The sequence below is a fragment of the Williamwhitmania taraxaci genome (assembly GCF_900096565.1).
In the GTDB taxonomy this organism is placed as follows: domain Bacteria; phylum Bacteroidota; class Bacteroidia; order Bacteroidales; family Williamwhitmaniaceae; genus Williamwhitmania; species Williamwhitmania taraxaci.
This window is the reverse complement of record NZ_FMYP01000060.1, coordinates 1-19,951: the sequence shown is the minus strand read 5'-3', so window position 1 is coordinate 19,951 and position 19,951 is coordinate 1. Positions and strand designations below refer to the sequence as shown.

Annotated in this window: 20 protein-coding genes and 3 tRNA genes; 8 read left to right on the top strand and 15 right to left on the bottom strand. The window is 43.4% G+C overall.

What is annotated here, in order from left to right; genetic code table 11:
- Positions 1–156: 156 nt before the first annotated feature.
- The 4 genes from BLS65_RS13695 to BLS65_RS13680 form a co-directional block, all read right to left on the bottom strand.
- Complete coding sequence (locus tag BLS65_RS13695; RefSeq protein WP_212590558.1) at positions 157–843, bottom strand: type 1 glutamine amidotransferase domain-containing protein; 687 nt, start codon at positions 841–843, stop codon at positions 157–159.
- A gap of 16 nt (positions 844–859) precedes the next feature.
- Complete coding sequence (locus tag BLS65_RS13690; protein WP_092439952.1) at positions 860–2,020, bottom strand: iron-containing alcohol dehydrogenase; 1,161 nt, start codon at positions 2,018–2,020, stop codon at positions 860–862.
- 27 nt (positions 2,021–2,047) lie between these two features.
- On the bottom strand, positions 2,048–3,043 hold the full coding sequence (locus tag BLS65_RS13685; protein ID WP_092439950.1) for an NADP-dependent oxidoreductase: 996 nt from the start codon (positions 3,041–3,043) through the stop codon (positions 2,048–2,050).
- Between the two features lie 196 nt (positions 3,044–3,239).
- Positions 3,240–3,815, bottom strand: coding sequence for a TetR/AcrR family transcriptional regulator (locus BLS65_RS13680; RefSeq protein ID WP_092439964.1), 576 nt, complete (start codon positions 3,813–3,815; stop codon positions 3,240–3,242).
- A gap of 275 nt (positions 3,816–4,090) precedes the next feature.
- Between BLS65_RS13680 and BLS65_RS13675 the strand changes: the two genes are divergently transcribed.
- Positions 4,091–5,266 carry an MFS transporter gene (locus BLS65_RS13675; RefSeq protein WP_092439948.1) on the top strand — a complete coding sequence of 392 codons (1,176 nt, stop codon included), beginning with the start codon at positions 4,091–4,093 and terminating at the stop codon, positions 5,264–5,266.
- A 36-nt stretch (positions 5,267–5,302) separates the two neighbouring features.
- Here BLS65_RS13675 and BLS65_RS13670 read toward each other — a convergent pair whose 3' ends face one another.
- The 5 genes from BLS65_RS13670 to BLS65_RS13650 all read right to left on the bottom strand — a co-directional run bounded on the left by BLS65_RS13670 (position 5,303) and on the right by BLS65_RS13650 (position 9,801).
- On the bottom strand, positions 5,303–6,256 hold the full coding sequence (locus tag BLS65_RS13670) for an FKBP-type peptidyl-prolyl cis-trans isomerase (protein WP_092439946.1): 954 nt from the start codon (positions 6,254–6,256) through the stop codon (positions 5,303–5,305).
- A gap of 89 nt (positions 6,257–6,345) precedes the next feature.
- The gene (locus tag BLS65_RS13665; RefSeq protein ID WP_092439944.1) at positions 6,346–7,275 is read right to left on the bottom strand and encodes an FKBP-type peptidyl-prolyl cis-trans isomerase; all 930 of its coding nucleotides are present in this window, start codon (positions 7,273–7,275) and stop codon (positions 6,346–6,348) included.
- 39 nt (positions 7,276–7,314) lie between these two features.
- Complete coding sequence (locus tag BLS65_RS13660) at positions 7,315–8,223, bottom strand: FKBP-type peptidyl-prolyl cis-trans isomerase (protein ID WP_170830130.1); 909 nt, start codon at positions 8,221–8,223, stop codon at positions 7,315–7,317.
- Positions 8,224–8,264: 41 nt separating this feature from the next.
- Positions 8,265–8,798, bottom strand: coding sequence for an FKBP-type peptidyl-prolyl cis-trans isomerase (locus tag BLS65_RS13655; protein ID WP_092439940.1), 534 nt, complete (start codon positions 8,796–8,798; stop codon positions 8,265–8,267).
- Positions 8,773–9,801 (bottom strand): DHH family phosphoesterase, encoded by a 1,029-nt coding sequence (locus BLS65_RS13650; protein WP_092439938.1) that lies wholly within the window; start codon positions 9,799–9,801, stop codon positions 8,773–8,775. The genes BLS65_RS13655 and BLS65_RS13650 overlap by 26 nt, the downstream gene beginning before the upstream one ends.
- 97 nt (positions 9,802–9,898) lie before the next feature.
- Between BLS65_RS13650 and ndk the strand changes: the two genes are divergently transcribed.
- Positions 9,899–10,327 (top strand): nucleoside-diphosphate kinase, encoded by a 429-nt coding sequence (gene ndk, locus BLS65_RS13645; protein WP_092439936.1) that lies wholly within the window; start codon positions 9,899–9,901, stop codon positions 10,325–10,327.
- Here ndk and BLS65_RS13640 read toward each other — a convergent pair.
- Positions 10,324–10,617, bottom strand: coding sequence for a DciA family protein (locus tag BLS65_RS13640; RefSeq protein ID WP_092439934.1), 294 nt, complete (start codon positions 10,615–10,617; stop codon positions 10,324–10,326). The genes ndk and BLS65_RS13640 overlap by 4 nt on opposite strands.
- Positions 10,604–11,719, bottom strand: coding sequence for a DNA replication/repair protein RecF (gene recF, locus BLS65_RS13635; protein ID WP_092439932.1), 1,116 nt, complete (start codon positions 11,717–11,719; stop codon positions 10,604–10,606). Before recF ends, BLS65_RS13640 begins: the two co-directional genes overlap by 14 nt.
- Before the next feature lie 127 nt (positions 11,720–11,846).
- On the opposite strand from recF, the gene BLS65_RS13630 reads away from it, so the two are divergent.
- From BLS65_RS13630 to BLS65_RS13610, 5 genes are all read left to right on the top strand, one after another.
- A complete protein-coding gene (locus BLS65_RS13630; protein WP_092439930.1) occupies positions 11,847–12,539 on the top strand; it encodes a tetratricopeptide repeat protein in 693 nt (230 codons plus the stop codon).
- Positions 12,540–12,618: 79 nt separating this feature from the next.
- On the top strand, positions 12,619–13,125 hold the full coding sequence (ribH, locus tag BLS65_RS13625) for a 6,7-dimethyl-8-ribityllumazine synthase (RefSeq protein WP_092439928.1): 507 nt from the start codon (positions 12,619–12,621) through the stop codon (positions 13,123–13,125).
- Positions 13,126–13,266: 141 nt separating this feature from the next.
- Positions 13,267–13,349 (top strand) — tRNA-Tyr (locus BLS65_RS13620).
- A gap of 16 nt (positions 13,350–13,365) precedes the next feature.
- Positions 13,366–13,438 (top strand) — tRNA-Gly (locus BLS65_RS13615).
- Positions 13,439–13,446: 8 nt separating this feature from the next.
- A tRNA-Thr gene (locus BLS65_RS13610) sits at positions 13,447–13,518 on the top strand.
- Between the two features lie 462 nt (positions 13,519–13,980).
- Here BLS65_RS13610 and BLS65_RS13605 read toward each other — a convergent pair.
- The 4 genes from BLS65_RS13605 to ung form a co-directional block, all read right to left on the bottom strand.
- Positions 13,981–15,915 carry an OmpA family protein gene (locus BLS65_RS13605; protein ID WP_092439926.1) on the bottom strand — a complete coding sequence of 645 codons (1,935 nt, stop codon included), beginning with the start codon at positions 15,913–15,915 and terminating at the stop codon, positions 13,981–13,983.
- Positions 15,916–15,927: 12 nt separating this feature from the next.
- Positions 15,928–16,554, bottom strand: coding sequence for a 7-carboxy-7-deazaguanine synthase QueE (locus BLS65_RS13600; RefSeq protein WP_170830129.1), 627 nt, complete (start codon positions 16,552–16,554; stop codon positions 15,928–15,930).
- A gap of 2 nt (positions 16,555–16,556) precedes the next feature.
- A complete protein-coding gene (locus BLS65_RS13595; RefSeq protein WP_092439922.1) occupies positions 16,557–18,329 on the bottom strand; it encodes a 5'-nucleotidase C-terminal domain-containing protein in 1,773 nt (590 codons plus the stop codon).
- Between the two features lie 125 nt (positions 18,330–18,454).
- On the bottom strand, positions 18,455–19,129 hold the full coding sequence (gene ung / locus BLS65_RS13590; RefSeq protein WP_170830131.1) for a uracil-DNA glycosylase: 675 nt from the start codon (positions 19,127–19,129) through the stop codon (positions 18,455–18,457).
- Positions 19,130–19,411: 282 nt separating this feature from the next.
- Between ung and BLS65_RS18365 the strand changes: the two genes are divergently transcribed.
- A partial coding sequence (locus tag BLS65_RS18365) for a hypothetical protein (RefSeq protein ID WP_096349012.1) occupies positions 19,412–19,951 on the top strand: 540 nt, incomplete at its 3' end.

Genomic DNA, 19,951 nt, shown 5'->3' with positions numbered 1-19,951 from the left:
TGTGTGGTTGAATAATCATTGAAGATAACCATGAAACATCAAAACTAATTTCTCCATATTGCTATGGTATAGTTAAGTGGCGAAACATCTAAAATAATTAGTGTAAAAAATTCTTCTCCACCCAATTCTAAAACGAGGATGGAGAAGAATAGAATGTTACAACATTTTCAATAAAGCCTTAGCAGCTTCTTCCGACGAGGATGGGTTTTGCCCGGTAATGAGCAATCCATCAATCTTTACATACGATCCCCAATCGGCACCTTTACTGTAATGTCCACCCAATTTTTTCATTTCGTCTTCCAACAGGAAAGGCACCACCTTGGTTAGCTGAACAGCCTCCTCTTCGGTGTTCGAGAATCCGGTAACCTCTTTTCCTTTTACCAATGGATCACCGTTGGGCAACTTAGCGTTTACTAATGCACCAGGTGCGTGGCATACAAATGCAATTGGCTTCTTGCTATTATAGAATCCTTCAATAAGGGCAATGGAGTTCTTATCTGTAGCCAAATCCCAAAGCGGACCATGTCCACCAGGATAAAATACCGCATCGTAATCACTAACCTTTACATCGGCCAATTTTACTGTATGGGCCAATTTCTCCTTTAACGTAGCGTCCTTATCGAAGCGGCGTGTTGCCTCCGTTTGGAAATCGGCCAATTCGCTCTTGGGATCGATAGGCGGTTGTCCTCCATTTGGTGAAGCAATGGTAATTTGAACGCCAGCATCGGCCAGCACATAATAGGGTGCTGCAAATTCCTCAATCCAAAATCCGGTTTTTTCTCCGGTGTTACCTAAATCGCTATGTGAGGTCAATACCACCAAAACTTTAATCGCTGTCATCATATTTGTAGTTTATTAATTAGTAACTCATTTCAACAATCTTCTCAACATCTGAAGGGGTAAGGCTTTGGTGCTCGCCCAATCCGGCCCATCCACGTTCGGTAAACCGAGTGGAAATCTTCTGGGCTGTGCCCTTATAAGCATCGGTATAATCGGAGAGCTTAGTGTCAACATCCAAGGAATGGAAAAACTCCACGGTTTGCTTAATAGCCGCTGTTGCCTTTTCCTCGAGCGTTCCTTCGGTAATTCCCCAAACGCGCTGACCAAACTGAGCTAACTTCTCCTTCTTACTCTCCAGGTTATAGGCATAGTGACTTGGTGCAATAATGGCTAGGGTACGAGCATGGTCGATACCAAACTGGGCAGTAAGTTCGTGACCAATCATGTGCACGGCCCAATCTTGAGGAACACCACAACCAATCAGTCCATTCAAGGCCATGGTTGCGCTCCACATAAGATTCGACATCGCCTCATAGTTTGCCGGATTGGCATAAGCTTTAGGTCCCTCCTCCACCAACGTTTGGAGAATCGATTCGGCAAAGCGATCCTGTAGTGGAGCATTAGCCGGAAAGGTCATATACTGCTCCATTACGTGCATAAATGCATCAACTACGCCATTAGCAACCTGTCGCTGAGGTAATGTAGCCGCTGCATCGGGCAACAGGAAGGAGAACAAAGGGAAAGTAAGCGGGCTCATGAACGATAACTTCTCGTGCGTGGCCTCGCGGGTAATCACCGCACCGTTATTCATCTCCGACCCTGTTGCAGGGAGTGTAAGAACAGCACCAAATGGAAGAGCCGCCTTTACACGCTTGCGCTTAGCCAAAATATCCCAAGGATCGCCATCGCTATACATGGCAGCTGCTGCAATAAACTTAGTGGCATCAATTACTGAACCACCACCTACGGCCAGCAGAAAATCAATCTTTTTCGCCTTAATCATCTCCACTACCTTCATGGCAGTTTCGAATTTTGGGTTTGGTTCAATACCGTTAAATTCTAGCACAGTATAATCTTTCAAAGAATTTATGATAGCCGCGTGCACCCCATTCTTTAAGATACTACCGCCACCATAAATCATTAGGACTCTTTTATTGGCAGGAATCTGTGCCGATAATTTACCCAACTGATCTTTTCCAAAAATCACCTTAACCGGATTGAAAAATTCAAAATTATTCATTGTAAATATTTTAAGAGTGAATACCTATTACATCTCCACCAGCAACTTGCCAGTGTTTTTACCTTCGAAAAGACCAATAAATGCCTCAGGTAACTTATCAAAACCTTTGAGGGTGGTCTGTGCATACTTCAACTTTCCAGCAGTAACCCACGATGCCAAAGCCTTAAAGCCTTCAGGGAAACGCTCGGCATAGTTGCTTACAATAAAGCCTTGCATGAGGGCGCTTCTTTTAAGAATTGTTGGCTGAATACGCGGCCCCATTGGAACTGAAGTTTCGTTATAGAGCGATATCTGTCCGCAAATAATAATTCTTGCACCCTTGTTGATTTGGGCAACTACAGAATCGGATATTTCACCGCCAACATTATCGAAATAAACATCAACTCCGGTGGGACAAGCTTCAGCCAGAGCAGCATCGAGGTTTGTGGTAGTCTTATAGTTTATTACAGCATCGAAGTGCATCTCGTTGAGCAGGTAATTTACCTTAGCATCATCGCCAGCAATACCAACTACCCGACAACCCTGAATCTTAGCAATTTGTCCGACAACCATACCGACGGCACCAGCAGCACCCGAAACCACCACTGTTTCACCAGCCTTGGGTTTTCCAATGTCGAGCAATCCAAAGTAGGCAGTTAGTCCGGGCATTCCAAGAACACCAAGATAGTAGCTTAGCGGGGCGATATTCCCATCCACCACCTGCAAACCAGCAGCGGGAACCACCATCTCCTCCTGCCAAGGAAGCATCCCCATAACGTAGTCGCCAACCTTCAAACTGTCGGACTTACTCTCAACAACGCGAGCGACAACTCCACCTGCAATGGCCTCGCCAACCGAATAGGGTGCAACGTACGACTTAGCATCACTCATTCGTCCACGCATGTAGGGATCCACCGAAACGGTGTGTGCCACTAATCGAACCTCACCGTTGGCAATTGCTGAAAGTTCTACTGTTTTTGTTTCAAAATTCTTTAGCGTGGGAACACCCACCGGTCTCGATTTTAATACTATTTGCTTTGTCATTATTTAAATCTGTTTTAGTTTACTAACACAAACTCCGTCAAATTGTTATTCCGATTGCCATGGAGGATTGGCAACCAATCTGTAGAAAATCGTCACTATCCTGCAACTATAGATCAACAAGATATTTCCTAAACTTTCATTATTATAAAGAACCTTATTAATGAACATTCATTCATTGTTTGGTCAAAAAAAAGGACTAAGTCCTTATGGCATCCCACGAAGCGCCAAAGGCGGCATCGATAGCTTCACGGCTCAACTCTTTTCCCTCCTTGGTATAAATCCCGGCTACATATATCATAGGGAAAAGCGAAAAAGCATAAAGCATAGGGCGGCAAAGCGGCTTAATAATTCCCTCCTGCTGACCCCGCTCCCACAAATCGTATAGCGGCTGAACCGCTTTGAGTCCAACCTCGCGGCTTGCATCGGTAACCATTGGGGTGTTATCGCACTGCTCAATGAAGGTAGCCTCATCGGGTTCGCTCAATTTGTAGCGCAGGATATTATTCCAAATAACCTCGAATCCTTTTTTAACGGGTGCTTCTGGATTGAAACCATACAGAGCATGGCCCGAAAACTTCGCCTTTAGTTCGCGATAAAGGGTGTTCACCAAATCCTCTTTGTTCTGAAAATAAAGATAAATGGTACCTGCCGAAACTCCAGCGTTGGTAGCAATCTTCGACATAGGTGCGGCATGAAAACCATTACTGTTTACCAGCAGCAGTGTTGCCTTTAGAATTGCCTCGCGCTTATCCTCCGTTTTTAGCCTTACCATTTTTGAGTTATTGATAATACAAAGAAAAACAAAATAAATGAATGGTTGTTCATTTTGTAAAAATATATTTTTGATATGGCGATAGAGCATACAGAATTAATCGGACGACAATGAAAAATATGTAAGCAAAACGGAGCGTGTAGCCATTTTTTGACCACCAAAATAAAAAAACGAAAAGTATTTAACCAACGAACCTGTTAAACTATCTGCGCGCATAAAATTGCAATCATCGGGTTTTTTAAGGAAATTGCAGCGGAATTAACATCCCTAATCCGATGCCTACCTGGAAACAGAACCTATATAAGCTTTACTATTTAAAAATTGTAAGCTGGTTCCTGCTCTTCATGCCCGTAGTAGTAATCTTCTTCCAATCGCATGGGCTTAGCCTCAAGGAGATATTTATTCTGCAAAGCGTCTACTCCCTTTCCATTGTGCTCCTCGAAATACCCTCGGGTTACCTTGCAGACCTATTAGGTAGAAAGAATTCGCTGGTTATTGGAAATATCTTTGGTTTTATAGGCTTCACCATTTACATATTTACGGGAGACTTTACGGGTTTCCTCATGGCCGAGGTAGTGATGGGATTTGGCATGAGTATGATTTCCGGAGCCGATTCGGCAATTCTCTACGATACCCTACTGGAGGCCAACCAGGAGAAGCGATATCTTAAGGAGGAGGGAATTATAACTGGACTGGGCAACTATTCCGAAGCGATTGCCGGCATTTTGGGAGGATTATTGGCTGGACTCTCCATTAAAGCACCATTCATTGGTCAGGCAGCAATAACCCTAACCGCCATACCTGTTTCACTATGGCTATACGAGCCTGTTGTGCACCGCATTAAGGCAAAAGCCTCCATGACCGAAATATGGGGCATAGTGCGCTACTGTTTGGTGGATAATCGGCAGATGAAGTGGAATATTATCCTCTCTTCGATAACCGGTGCCAGTACGCTAACTATGGCATGGTTTGCCCAGCCTTACTTCGAAAAGGTGGGTGTTCCGTTGGCTGCGTTTGGTATTCTTTGGACCATACTCAATTTCTCAGTTGGATTCAGCGCATTTGCAGCCCACAGAGTAGAAGCACGCTTTGGGTTGCGCAAAACAGTTATAGCAACTACCTTAATATTAAGTGTGACTTACATTCTGCTCGGACTATTTCCATCCCTTTGGGCACTCTCCTTTCTGCTTATCTTTTACCTAGCCCGAGGTGTCGCCACCCCTGTATTCAAGAACAGCATTAACAAAATTTCGCCATCAGAGTCACGGGCAACGGTGCTATCGGTTCGCAATTTCATTATACGAATCGTGTTTGGAATCGTAGGACCACTATTTGGTTGGTTGGCCGACCGATTTGGATTGATGGAGGCGCTAATTGTAGCCGGAGTAACCTTCACTATTCTACAATCGGTAGCGGTAATAAACTTCCTGAAAACAAACAAGCCGGATTAAAATCCGGCCTGTTCTAGTTCAATAATAACAAAATGACTATTTCTTGACATATATTTTATCTATCGTAATTTCAAAAACAAGCGGCGTGTAGGGTGAAATAGTTCCCTTCCCTTGGATTCCATAAGCAAACTCTGATGTTGTAACAAGAATTGTTTTTTCTTGTAGCCACATCATCTTAACAACCTCCTCAAAGGCCAGAACCACACCATTCTTTCCAAATTCCACATTCAGCAAAGCAGTTGAACTAGCAGTAATGCCTGCCTTGGTGGCAACAGAATCAATGTTGGTATCAAAAATATAGCCATCGAGATAACGGCCAACATACCAAACCTTAACACTGCTGGCATAATCCTTCAAATATTTGCCCTTGCAGGTATCCTGTTGTACAATCTGTTTATAGTAAAGACCATCCTTACCATCAATGGTTTCAGTTAAAGAATTATCTGTTTTGTATCTTACAACAGAGTCTTTTTCATTTTTAGCAATATCTTCAAAAACTGAAAATAATTCAAGTTTTAAAACCAATGGATTACTGACACCTCGTAAGGCATTCAAACCATACGCCAAATTTGAAGGCAAAATAAGTTTCGATTTTCCTCCTACTCTCATAAGTCTAATAGCCTCAGCAATTCCAGATTGAGCACTACCACTTACACCAAGTCGTGTCAACTCTGGAGCAAAATGCGCTGTTGCTAACCCCCAATTATCCGCAACCAAAGAATCGGTTGAATATATGACGTCTCCGTTCAACTGTTCTACAGTGTAATTAACATAAACATAATCCAAATCAACAGGAGCAGCACCAGTACCCTCTTCAACTGGAATAAAATAGAATCCAGAAGCATTAGGAGCCAAATCTTTATAGTGTAAAGAAATCCAAGCATCGAGTACGCGCTTTTCTGACTCTGTAGCATCCTCGCCCCCTTTTTTGCAGGAGAACAGTGAAACTGTTACTAAAAAAATCAACAATAAATGAAGTTTCGATCTCATCCGAATAATTATTTAAAAGTTTGAATGTAACCTTAATGCTTATACGCAGTGAGCGCATCGGAAAGCATTTTGGTTCCATATTGAATTATCTATTTCTTTGTTTTAATCTTGTTCAGGTTAACGTCATAAATCAGGGTTTCGTATGGAAGAATCAGGCTATTATTTTTCCCATCTTTTCCATATGCCAAATACGAAGGCATAATAACTGTAGCCGTTGCCCCACTAGCCATAAGTCGAACTGCCAAATCGAGCCCAACAACTGGTGCTTTGCCCCCACCAACTATGAAATTGAGTGAATCGCTAGTGACTACCTCTTCAACAACATCCCCTGCTAATGTTTTGCAAACATAGCTAACATAAGTGGTATCCCCAACAAGAGCCATTGAGCCTACCCCAACAATATCTTGTATAAAGTAATATCCCTCGTCCTTCGGGCTGATGGTGATTGTGTTGTTAGCAATATATTCTGCTATTTTTTGTTTTTCGGAAATGATGCTACTCCCATTAACAGAAATAATTTGCATCCTTGCGCGTAACATGGTATTACCAGCTACTGGTCCTCTTTGCTGATCGCCATAACCCAAATTGCTGGTCATAAAGATATCGCAAACCTCACCGGCATGCATTGAGAGCAAACCTTGACTAATACCTGAAAGAAAGTTCCCCTCACCTAATACCATTTTTGTAGGACCTGGCTTATATATCTCGGTATCAAAACCATGCTTTACCAGAGTATCTAAAACATTGGAGGTAATAACTAGATTCCGAGTATCGTTATACTCATAAACGGTATAGTTAAAGGTAACGGTATCGCCGGATTTTGGCTCATAACCATAACCCGCAATTTTAACTACCTTATAAATATCACCGATCTCCTGATATGCCAGCTTATTAGCAGTTAGATAAGTAACAATTGAAACATGTTGATTTGCAATATCTTCACCACTCTCCTTTGAGCAAGAAAAGAGTAAACCCAACCCAATAAATAAATAGAAAAACTTTGTTTGGTGCTTTCTCATCTTTATTTCAGTAATGTATTCCCTTTTTATAATCAATAACTACTTCTTAGCATCTCCCGTTTTTGAAGAAGGGGGAACACCTTTAATAACGTTAAGCAATTCCACCTCAAAAACTACGGAGGTAAATGGGGGAATAATTCCAGTAGAGGAACCATCCTTTCCAAAAGCCAAGTTGCTGGGCAAAATTACTAAAGCTTTTTGACCCTGCCGCATTAATCCGATAGCTTCTTCTAATCCATCAATAACTTGCCACTTTTGACCATATACAAAAGAGAACGGTTCATTTCGTTTTTTAGTAGAGTCGAAAAATTTGCCATTGAAGAATTTGCCCTCAAAATCAACAATAACCGTATCGCCCAAGGCAACAGAAGGTCCTTTTCCCGGAGTAGCGGTTACCAGAAAGAGTCCTGAAGCAGTTGGCTTAGCGCTTATCTTTTTTTGCTCAATAAATTGCGTTAGTATAACCTTTTCGTAATCCCCAAAATCTTCAATCCAGGTGAGGAACGCCTCCTTTTCGCGCTGATACTCGTCCTCCTTTTGCACTTCGACCAATCGGATATCAACCTTAAGCGTGGTTTGATTGATTAAGAAGCGCGGCTTTTGAGTTTCCAGCGTTTTCAAAAAGAAATCATCGGCCGAAATAATAAAGGATGCACTATCGCCCTCCGAAAGCATTGCAAAGCATTCATCAATGGATCCACTAAAGTGAGTAGCGGAGAGCTGAAACCTACGTCTTCCATTAAAGAAGGAGGAATCGCTCATATTTCGGTAGGCAATATCGGCAGTGATATAATCGCCAACTTGCGCTTTCTTTTCCTCCTCTCCAATGGCCAAAAGCTTATAAAAAACGCCACTATTCTGTTTTTCGTAACCAGGATAGGGTGACTTCTGGCAAGCCAAGGTCAACAGAGTAATTAAGGGTAGTAAGGCAATAACCGCTCGTTTCATCCAATTCGTTTTTAGCATTTCAAATTTTTCTGAAAGTAAAACTACTTATTTTGAAGCACCTTTTCTAGTGTTACATCATAAATTATAGTCGATCGAGGAGGAATCTCACCCTCATCGCCCAGTAAGCCATGGCCCAGATGCGGCGGAATAGCAATGATCGCATGATCGCCCTCCCTGAGCAACAGAATTGCTTCTTCGAGACCAGATATCTCCTTGCCCATTCCTACAACAAACTCCTTTTCAACAGGCTTGTCGGCGCCATAGCATACCGTGCCATTGAGCAAACTAATCGTAAAGGAGATTTGAACCTTCGATTCCTTAACAGCCGGAGCACCGTTACCGCTTTTGTAGATATAGTAAACCAAGCCCGAGCCTGTGTTTTGAGTTGGCCATTCACGCTTCTGAAAATATCGAGCTATTAACTCCATATCGGCAATCGTCAACTCTTTATTAACGGCAGCAATTTTTCGCGTAATGTCAACACCAGTAACCGGCACAGAGACAACTCTGTCGTTGGAACTGCAAGAGAACAGCAACAGCAAAGAAATGCTAAGCGTTAGTAAGTTCAGCCTCATATTCCTTAAGGTATTGTTCAAATTGTGCTATTGTTTCCTGCAAGGGGAGCAGCGATTTTCCACCAGCGGCATTGCGATGCCCGCCGCCGCCGTAGTATTTTTTTGCAAAATCATTAACGGCGAAATTTCCCCGTGAGCGTAGTGACATTTTTATAACCCCATCGCGCTCTGAGAAGAATACAGAAAATACGATTCCAGAAATCGAAAGAGGAAGATTTACAAACCCTTCGGTATCGCCAACTTTATGATTGAATAACTTAATTTCGGCCGCAGACAAGGAAATGTAGGCTGTACGTAACTGAGAAATAACCACCATTTTATCCTTTAGACAATAGCCCATAAGCCGCATCCGCTGCTCCGAGAAGCTATCAAAAACGAGAGAGTGAATTTTATCCTTCTCGATTCCGGCATCAATCAAATGGGCAAGCACCTCGAAAGTACGACCACGGCCAATGGCATAGCTAAAAGAACCCGTATCGGTCATTATGCCCGTATAAATGCATGAAGCAGCATCTTTTCCTAAGTTCTTGGTGAGTCCAAGTTCTTCACACACCTCAAAGATTAGTTCGGCCGTTGAGCTGGAACTAGTCATTGAAAGGCCTAAAAAGAAGTCGTTATCTGGTTCCGGATGATGATCAATGAGAATCCGCTTACCGGGAGTCTTTGTCAAAGCTTCCGTAACCCCATTCACTCGGTTGAGTTGATTAAAGTCTAGACAAAATACCAAATCGGCCTCAGCCATCGCCATTTCCATTAACTCCTTATTGTCGTAGGCAACAATCACCTCATTGGAACCGGGGAGCCACTTCAAAAAGTCGGGAACTCGATCTGGTATTACAACCTTTATACTCTTTTGGTGTTCCTTGAGCAGGTGATACAAACCTAACGATGATCCCAAGGCGTCGCCATCGGGATTTGCATGGGTAACAATACAAATATTGTTAGCGGATGAGAGCAACTCTCTCAACTGAGGTATAAACTTAATTTTGTCGTTAAATATCAAGGCTTATTTTTTAAAAAATTCTTTCAAATATACAACTTTACAGTTAGAGACTCGCTCAAAAAGACTTACCTTTATTAACAAATCCAACACCAAAACTATGAACGGGAACATTACCTTTTCGATGATTAAGCCAACGGCTACTCAGAACAATCACACTGGGCACATTATCAATATGATAACCAATGCTGGCTTTCATGTTATAGCCATTAAAATGTTACATTTAAGCAAAGATCAGGCCAAGGCTTTTTATGGCGTACATGAAGGCAAAGAGTTTTTTGAGCGGCTAATCGACTTTATGTCGTCAGGACCGATTGTTGCCATGGTGCTAAAAAAAGAGAATGCAGTGGAAGATTATCGCAAACTTATGGGCGCTACCGACCCTGCGAAGGCTGCAGAAGGCACAATCCGAAAACTATACGCTACCAGCATGACCATGAATGCGGTTCATGGCTCTGATAGCGATGAGAATGCTTCATTGGAATCCAGATTCTTCTTCTCCGATTTTGAGGTTTTCAAGCAGCTCTAGCGCAAAACAACATTATCGATAATGCTATAACCTACTTTTCGGTTTAAGGCGGCAACAATATCGGTTCGAAGCATCATCAGTTCGGAGCGTACAATTGCCGACCTTAGGCTGACGTAGAGAATGCGATTGTGAATGGAGACTTTAAGCGTTTCCTTTGCAACATTAAGCCCCATTACTTCAGGCCAAGCAAGTATAACCTTAGCTGTATCCAATCCCGGCTGCAGGTGCTGCTGCTTAATAAGCTCCTTTATAATCTCATGTATAGGCTTGCTATTGCTATTCCTCATCATTCACCTGGATTACATTGCCATTTTCAACCCGAAATAAGCGATGATCGCCCTTCGTTTTTCGAAGAATTCCATCGAGACGTGTTTTGTTGCTATCGGTAATAAATATCTGACCAAAGGCCTCTCCTGCCACAAGGAGAATGAGCTGTTCGACGCGCTGCATATCGAGTTTATCGAAGATATCGTCCAACAGAAGAAGGGGTTTTATACCCAGCGCCTTGCTAATATAATCGAATTGAGCCAACTTAAGGGCTATGAGCACCGTTTTTTGCTGCCCCTGAGAGCCATCGCGCTTCACGGGATAACCATCAATCAATAGTTCAATATCGTCGCGATGAATACCTACCGAGGTATGCTGTAGATACCTGTCTTTATCCCTACTGGCAAGGAGCAGTTCGCCCATGCTTTTACTAGCTAAGGCAGAGTCGTAACCTATTGAGACAACCTCATTACCACCACTCACAAACCGATAGTAGTTATTAAAGATGGGCGCCAATTCATCAATAAACTGCTTTCGCCTATTGTAAATTTGAGTTCCCAAACCGGACAGCTGCATATCGAGAACAGCCAACACCTCTTCGTCAAGATGGCGAGCTTCCCATGCTTGCTTCAAGTATCGGTTACGCTGGGTGAGTACCCTATTATAATCGATGAGCGTGGAAAGATAGCCGCTATCGAGTTGAGAAACTACGCTATTCAGATACTTCCTTCGATCCTCCCCCGCTCCATCAATAAGGTTGGTATCGTAGGGCGAAACAAAAACTACCGGAAGCAAGCCAATGTGATCCGAAATCTTCTCATAATCCTTGCCATTACGCTTAAACACCTTTGAATTGCCTTTTTTGACACCACAATAAATGCGCTCTTCGCGTTGCTTAAGAAGAAAGTCTCCCTGAACCACAAAAAAATCATCACCGTGCCGAATTGAGTATACATCGGCAGCCATCAAGAAACTCTTGCTCATGGAGAGATAGTGGATAGCATCAAGCAAGTTTGTTTTACCGGCACCATTGGCACCAACAAAGCAATTCAAACCTGCACTTAGTTCGATACTAGCTTCCTGAAAGTTCTTGAAATTGAGCAGCGAAAGACGATCGAGCCGCATATTCTTTTTTCTTGTAAAGGTAGGGCAATGTTGCGGGAATTCAAATGAGTTCAAAAAGTTTGGGAAATATTTCTTAGTTTCTTAAAAAAGGTTACTTTTGCGATGGTTTATTGAAAATACAGGCATTATGTCAAAAGGAAAAAACGATACTACAGACGAGAAGATTGAGGCCATTGAAGGAGCTCTATCGAGAACAGAACAGTTTATTGAGACAAACTACCGTAAACTTATCTACGGAATTGTCGGAATTGCTGTGATAGTTGGCTTATTTTTTGGCTACAAGCATTTAATTCTCAACCCTAAAGAAAAAGAGGCGCAAAAGCAAATCTATCCTTCGGAGCAGCTATACGATAATCAATCGTTCAAGGAAGCCCTTGAAGGTGATGGAAACGTTCTGGGATTTGCTAAAGTTGCTGACAACTTTGGTTCAACGCAAACCGGAAACTTAGCTTGCTTCTACGCTGGTATGTGTAACTTAAGACTTGGAAAATTTGAAGAAGCAATCGATTATCTTAAGAGCTATGATGCCCATGACAAAATCATTGGCCCTTTAGCGACCATTGCAATTGGAGACGCATACGTGGAACTCAACAAAATGGAGGATGGCGCCGATTACTACCTTAAGGCTGCTAAAATGGACAACAACATGTTTACCTCACCAAACGCCTATATGAAGGCTGGCGGTGTTTTTGAATCGCTAGGAAAGTATTCGGAGGCACTTGAGGCTTACAACACCATTAAGAACGATTATCCAACATCGATGGAGTCGCGCGATATAGACAAGTATATTGCTCGTGCTACGCTGAAGATGGAAAAATAGTATAAGTTTAATATCTTTGCTGAGAAAGTATCAATGTAAGTTGATACTTTCTTTTTTTTTATAACAAACCCATTAAGATATGGCAACGTCACAGAAAAACTTATCCGTAATTGAAGGCAGCGCCATTCCATCGGCGGCCGATATGCGCTTTGGAATAGTAGTTAGCGAGTGGAACTCCGAAATTACCAATGCACTGAGCAAAGGTGCATACGAAACGCTTATGAAGTATGGTGCGCTCAAGGAAAATATTGTCAAGGTGAGCGTTCCAGGCACATTTGAGCTAACGCTTGGCGCACAATTAATGGCCGAGAACGGCGATGTGGATGCAGTAATTTGCCTCGGCTGTGTAATCCAAGGAGAGACTCCTCACTTCACGTTTATATGCCAAGGGGTAAGTAACGGTATTACCACCCTTAATATGGAATACAATATGCCCATAATATTTGGCGTGCTTACCACCAACACGATGGAACAGGCTCAAGACCGGGCAGGCGGAAAACATGGGAACAAAGGGGACGAAGCAGCCGTTACGGCCATCAAGATGGTTAGCCTACAGCAGAATCTCGAAGAATTCGCACAAGTTTAGTTTTTCTCAAACATTTGAGAATCATAACGCTCGAAAATAGTTGAAATTATTTTCAAAAATAACTACGGAAACCCTTTTGTTTTCGAGGGAATATACTACTTTTGCAACGCTTTCGAAAACAAAGCACGCTCTTTAAAGAATGGGGAAATACCAAAGTGGCCAACTGGGGCAGACTGTAAATCTGCTGGTGTACGCCTTCGTAGGTTCGAATCCTGCTTTCCCCACAATAATGAAACTTAAGCGGGAGTAGCTCAGTCGGTAGAGCATTAGCCTTCCAAGCTGAGGGTCGCGGGTTCGAGTCTCGTCTCCCGCTCAAAGTTTGCCTATGTAGCTCAGGGGTAGAGCACTTCCTTGGTAAGGAAGAGGTCATGGGTTCAATTCCCATCATCGGCTCAAAAAAAACGCCTAGATTGAAAAATCTAGGCGTTTTTTATTTGCCTAATCCAAGAAAACAGAGCGATTGAACGTAGAGTTCACAAACCTGTTTGCTTTCTACCACTATCCTGTCGATTTACCTATCCAACGAAGCGGCGCAGTATGGTTTAGTGCTCTTGGGAAATGTATAGCGCGCCGCCATATTTGTATTTTCATTTTACCGTAGGCAGCGGATGCTCGCAACCTCGCCCACGGCTAATATATTTTCGTTCTTTCAGGCCTAAGTGGAATAAACGAATTAATTTTACCATAATAATAACGCCACACAGCCAAAGTTGGGGATAAGAATGGGGATACAAAACAATGTTATTCCATCTTAAATTCGTATTGACTGCCAATTCAGTAAAATACACCTTCTAAAAACCGAAGGAGGAAAAGACCTAAACTCCTCAATTCCTAAAAAACTAAGCTTCTAAATCCCTACTCTATCACCCTAAACTCAGTTCGTCTATTTTGGGAACGACCTTCGGGGGAAGCGTTATCAGAAATGGGCTTTGAATCGGCAAATCCTTTCCACGTAAGGCGTGAGGCAACGACACCCTTTGAAAGAAGATAATCGACAACCGATTTAGCCCTGTTTTCGGAGAGTTTAGTGTTGTACTCCAGCGTTCCGCTATTATCGGTATGCCCGCTAACTTCAATGCGCATCTTGGCATTTTTATTCAGCAAACTCAGTAACTTATCAAGTTCAGGATAGCTATCGGGTAATAGTTGCCACGAATCGAGGGCGAAGAAAATATTACGAAGCACTACCCTATTCCCAACCTTAATTGGGCTTAGCCTAATTTCGCGCTCGAAAGGTTTTTCTACGCTATAATCCTTATCCAGCAGGAAATTGTCGGAGTAAAAGAGAAAGTTGGGATGCTCAACCGTAAACCCATAACTTTTGGCTGAAGGAATACAAACCAGAAATTCGCCGTTTGTAGTCGACATAACTTCCATTAGAGTTGTATCGGCGGCAAGGTCGGTAAGCGTGGCTCTTGCCTCTATAGGCTCGCCAGTATCATCGTTAACGATAATGCCCCGAATATAGGAGACGGGCGTTGGTTGAATGGATTGGGGCAAGTCGAATATATACACATCGCGCATTTGGCTACCGTCCCTAACTGATGAAAAGTAGGCATGCTTTGCACTCGCGCTAACGACCAAACCATCTTCGGTTCCATATGTATTAATAGGGTAACCTAAATTTTTTGCTTGACTCCAGGAAACATCGCTTTTTCGCTTTGCCATAAAGATATCCTGACCACCCATACCTAAAAGACCATCGGAGGAAAAGTAGAGGGTGGTATTATCGAAGTGTATAAACGGTGAGAACTCGTTTCCTCTGGTATTTATGCTATCGCCAAGATTAACAGGATCGGTCCAAGAGCCGTTCTCGAGGCGATGTGAAAGCCAAATATCAAATCCGCCTATGCCACCCGGCCTATTGCTGGCAAAATATAGCGTTCTTCCATCGGGTGATATTGAGGGCTGCTTTGTGGAATGCTGCGTAGTTACCGGTGCGGGCAAAGGCTGAGGGACACCCCACTTACCGTCGATCAATTGGGAGTAGTATAGATTGCACTGGCGTCCGCAGATGGTGAAATACATAGCCTTTCCATCGGCAGTAAGCGATTGAGCGCCTTCGTTAATAGCAGTATTGATGGGTGAACCTAACGGTTGACGTCCAAGCCACTTTTTGTTTTGCATGTATGCCACAAAGAAATCCTCCTGCCTGTTTCGTTCCGAATAAGGCATCGTAGTATCCCTTGGAATGTTTGATGTTACAACCAGCGTCTTTTCGTCGGCGGAAATGCTCGGCCAATAATCATCGAATCGACTGTTTACGCTATCGCCCAAGTTGACCGGACTAAAGGGTAACGGATGCTGCATTGCCTCAATTCCAAATTTACATCGAGTAATAAGGGAATCGGCAAGGGCAATTCGCTTGGGATGCAACTTAGGGATCAACTTAAACGTCTGGAAATCATTCAGTGCATCTTGGTAGCGTCCAATTGCTAGCTTTAGTTGCCCCATTGTAAGGCGTATCTGCGGAAAGAATTTGGGGTTGACCTTTAATGCGGCATCACCATAAGATAATGCATTGTCGAAATCCTTTAAATCTTGGTAAATCTGCGACAAGAACAGGTATGATTCTACGAATTTCGGGTCTTTATCGATTGCCGCCTTTAATGATTGTATTGCGGCGTTATAGTTATAAAGATCATAATAGTGCTGGGCGTTCGAATACAATTCCGCAGCCTTTTTTGAAGTAGTAGATAGGGTTTCCTGAGCAAATAGGGAATTGCTTACTCCACAGCTAATAGCCATTAGGATAATGGCAACAACAAACTTACACAGGAATCTTTTCATACAACTTTTGCTTTAAGGAATATGCATAAATTTATGCATTTGAATGGAGATATTCCACCTTGGATTCGCTTTTGCATACTCAACAACAGCCTCAATGATTTGCTGGTAAACGCTCCATTCGGGCTGAAGGTATAGCATACAAGTATCTGAGACATGGGCAGCATTCTCTTCGGCCCATTCAAAATCGGCAAGGGAGGTAATAATCACTTTAAGCTCACTGGCCTGCTTAAATACAGATGGTAGCGGTGGTTGATTGCGCTTGGGTGAAAGACATACCCAATCCCAGCTGCCGGTAAGCGTGTGCGCACCCGAAGTCTCAATAAATGTTTTTATCCCTGCCGCTTGTAACTTGTCGGAGAGTAAACTTAGCTGGTATAAAGTTGGTTCTCCACCCGTAACGACAACCGCTTGTGCAGGGAACGAGGTTGCACGAGCAACTATTTCATCCACAGAAACGGGAGGAAACGATTTTGGATTCCATGTAAAGCGAGCGTCGCACCAGCTGCAGCACACATCACATCCGCCAAGACGAATAAAGTAGGCTGGCTTTCCGCTATGGTAGCCTTCGCCCTGTATTGTATAAAAATCTTCTACAAGGGGGAGCATTCTCCCCCCCATAAAAACATCCGTATCACTCATAGTTAATGTGATTCGCTATTGCTACCAAAGAGTAATTTCATCTCCCTATCTCTCGCCACATCCACAAACTCTTTTGGAATAATGGACCAGTAATTAGCCGACTGAGGATTAATAGGACCCGACTTGCTAAAGGTATCGAGCAGCACCATTCTGAAATCGCCCTTACTCATGCTGATGGTTCGTGAAGCCACTTCCGATTCAGGTATTCCTGCACCCTCGGTAAGGTGACCACCGCCACCCGAAGCGCGGTAAGAGTTCATGGCTACCTTATAGCGTTTGGTTAAATCGAATGCATCGCCGTTGGCCATCTTGGTAATGGTAATTCGCTCCCCAACGGGTTTCGAAACATCAACAGTATAATATATTCCATAGGCAGAGTCGAAATTATAGTAGCGATTCTTAATCTTAACTTTCCCCCGTTTATCAACCAAAACCTTTCCTGCTTTATCCGTTTCATAAAGAAGCAGGTAATCGGAAGGACTTTTCATCGTGTTGAGCCATTGTCCATATGAATATTCCAAGTATTTCCGGATCTCATCGCCAGTAAGTGAAACGGTATAGAGGCGGTTTTCGTACTTATACAGTTTAAAGAAATCGCGCACGTATATTGTGCCAGAGTCGACCGTAGTAACGAACGAGAGCGGTGCAGCAAACGAGATGTCGGCTCCGGTGCTCTTCATTTGGGCATCTTGGATAAGATCGATAAATGCCGACGAGCCAAAATAGGCATCCTTGGTAGTTATGCTGCGCTGGAAAGTATTCACGGGGCGTGAAGTGAATGCCTTAACATTCTCGAAGTCGGCAGCAAAAGCGTCCATGAAGGCCTTATCGGCCAAAACCCCCTTCATAGGAACAAGCTTTCCATTGGCAATTTTGGTCAACTTGCCATTTTTCCCCTTGATAACGCTGATGGTGACTGCGGAGACAAACCGTGCGCCGGAACCCGGATTCGCAATTACAACGGAATCGCCGGTAGGCCCTGCGACCTTTTTATAGAGAGGGCTGTGATCGTGACCAAGAAGAATGGCATCGAATCCGGCAACCTTCATGGCTACAATAACACCAGCATTTTCGTTTTTAACGGCCATGGAATCGGCACCGCCATAAGTAGGATCGACACCGCTATGGAAAAGACCAATAATCACATCGGGCTTCTCTTTCTTCTTAATAACGTCTATCCAATGCGTAGCACACACGACCATATCGTCGAACTCCATTCCACTCCAAAGATCTTTGGGCAACCAACCCGGTATACCAGGGGTGATCATGCCAAGCACAGCAACCTTTAACCCACCACGGTTAATGATTACGTAAGGTTTGAAGTAAGGATCGTGAGTACCAGCCTTAACCGCATTTGCGGCCAGCCAAGGAAAGTTACTCTCCTTCACTACCTTGTCGTAAATAGGGTGACCCGCCTCAATATCATGATTACCCACTGTGGCAGCATCGTATCCCATAAAGTTCAACGAGCGGGAGATCAAATGAGGAACATCCGTCTTTATATAGTTATAGTAATATGCTTCCGGTTGGCCTTGTAGAATATCTCCATTATCGAGGAGTATATAAGGTTTTTTTGATGCTTTTACTTGCTTAACGTAGGTGGCCACCTGTGCCAGTGAGGCATCTTGGGGCTTATCACCAATAAAATCGAATGGCAAAATAGCGCCATGCACATCGGAGGTTTGAAGAATGGTAATCTCGAACTTTTTGCCCTGCGCAAACACAACCACAGTAAGCAAAGAGAAAAGTAATAATAGCGAAAATCGTTTTGTCATAGCGAAAATAATTAAGTCGGTAAAATTACCTTATATCAATTGAATAAAAGCAACGCAAGGCCAAAAAGGTTCAGCAGCAGTGTTAAATACTTTGAAAATAGATGGATTAGCCAAAATAATATCACTTAACCTTCAATTTTCCAGTTAATTGCCGATAACCCCTGATATTGTAGCAGCTCGTTTGTCTTGGAGAAGTGCCGGCAACCTAAAAAGCCACGGCTGGCGGAAAGCGGCGAAGGATGGGGCGCCTTTAGAATATGGTGTTTGGACGAATCAATAAGCACCTCCTTGGCCTGAGCGTATGCGCCCCATAGAAGAAATACAACACCCTCCTTCTGCTGCGAGATGGTTCGAATTACGGCATCGGTAAACTGCTCCCACCCTTGCTTTTGGTGCGATCCGGCCGTGTGCGCACGCACCGTGAGCGTTGCGTTGAGTAGCAGCACGCCTTGGTTGGCCCACTTTTCGAGGTTTCCGCTACCGGGAATGGCGTAACCCAAATCGGCTTTAAGTTCCTTGAACATGTTGAGCAGCGATGGCGGCTTGGGAACACCAGTGGGCACCGAAAACGACAAACCGTGCGCCTGCCCCGGTCCGTGGTAGGGATCTTGTCCGAGTATAACTACCTTTACCTCATTGAACGGAGTGAAGTTGAAGGCAGAGAATATCAATGGGCCGGGAGGATATACCACGTTGTGCGCTCGCTCCACCACGAGGAATTGCTTTAGCTTACGAAAGTATTCCTTTTCAAATTCCAGCTGCAATACCGCTTTCCATCCCTCGTCCATGGTAGGATTTATCTTCTCGTCCATTGGGTGCAAATAATGTTTTGCACAAAAATAGAAAAAAGGATGCATTCGTGTATGGCTGTTTAAAATGTTTTGGGGATAGACGGCAGTCGAATTGAAAACCATTTAACCAAGGAAAGATAATACGGCAATGAAAATAACGAACACGGAGGCAGAGAGACAATGAGGCAATACGACAATATACCTATGAAACAATGAAAAAGAACCGCGGAGACACAGAGAAAAGAGAGGAAACAGAGATAAGGATGTAACTGGAGAGCGAAAGGAAGCATCTTGGGAGCAAAAGGAAATAACACGCGAGCAAAAGGAGACGTCTTAGGAGCAAAAGGAACTCGCATAAATGCAAAAGGAGACCGCATAGGAACAAAAGGAACTCGCATAGATGCAAAAGGAGTCCGCATAGATACGAAAGGAGTCCGCATAGATGCAAAAGGAAGCCACATAGATGCAAAAGGAGACCGCATAGATGCAAAAGGAGACTGCGTAGATACGAAAGGAGTCCACATAGATGCAAAAGGAAGCAACATAGATGCAAAAGGAGACCGCATAGATGCAAAAGGAGACTGCGTAGATACGAAAGGAGTCCACATAGATGCAAAAGGAGACCGCATAGATGCAAAAGGAAGCAACATAGATGCAAAAGGAAGCAACATAGATGCAAAAGGAACCGTCTTAGGAGCAAAAGGAAGCATATTGGCAGCAAAAGGAAATAACACGCGAGCAAAAGGAGACGTCTTAGGAGCAAAAGGAACTCGCATAAATGCAAAAGGAGACCGCATAGATGCAAAAGGAGACCGCATAGATACAAAAGGA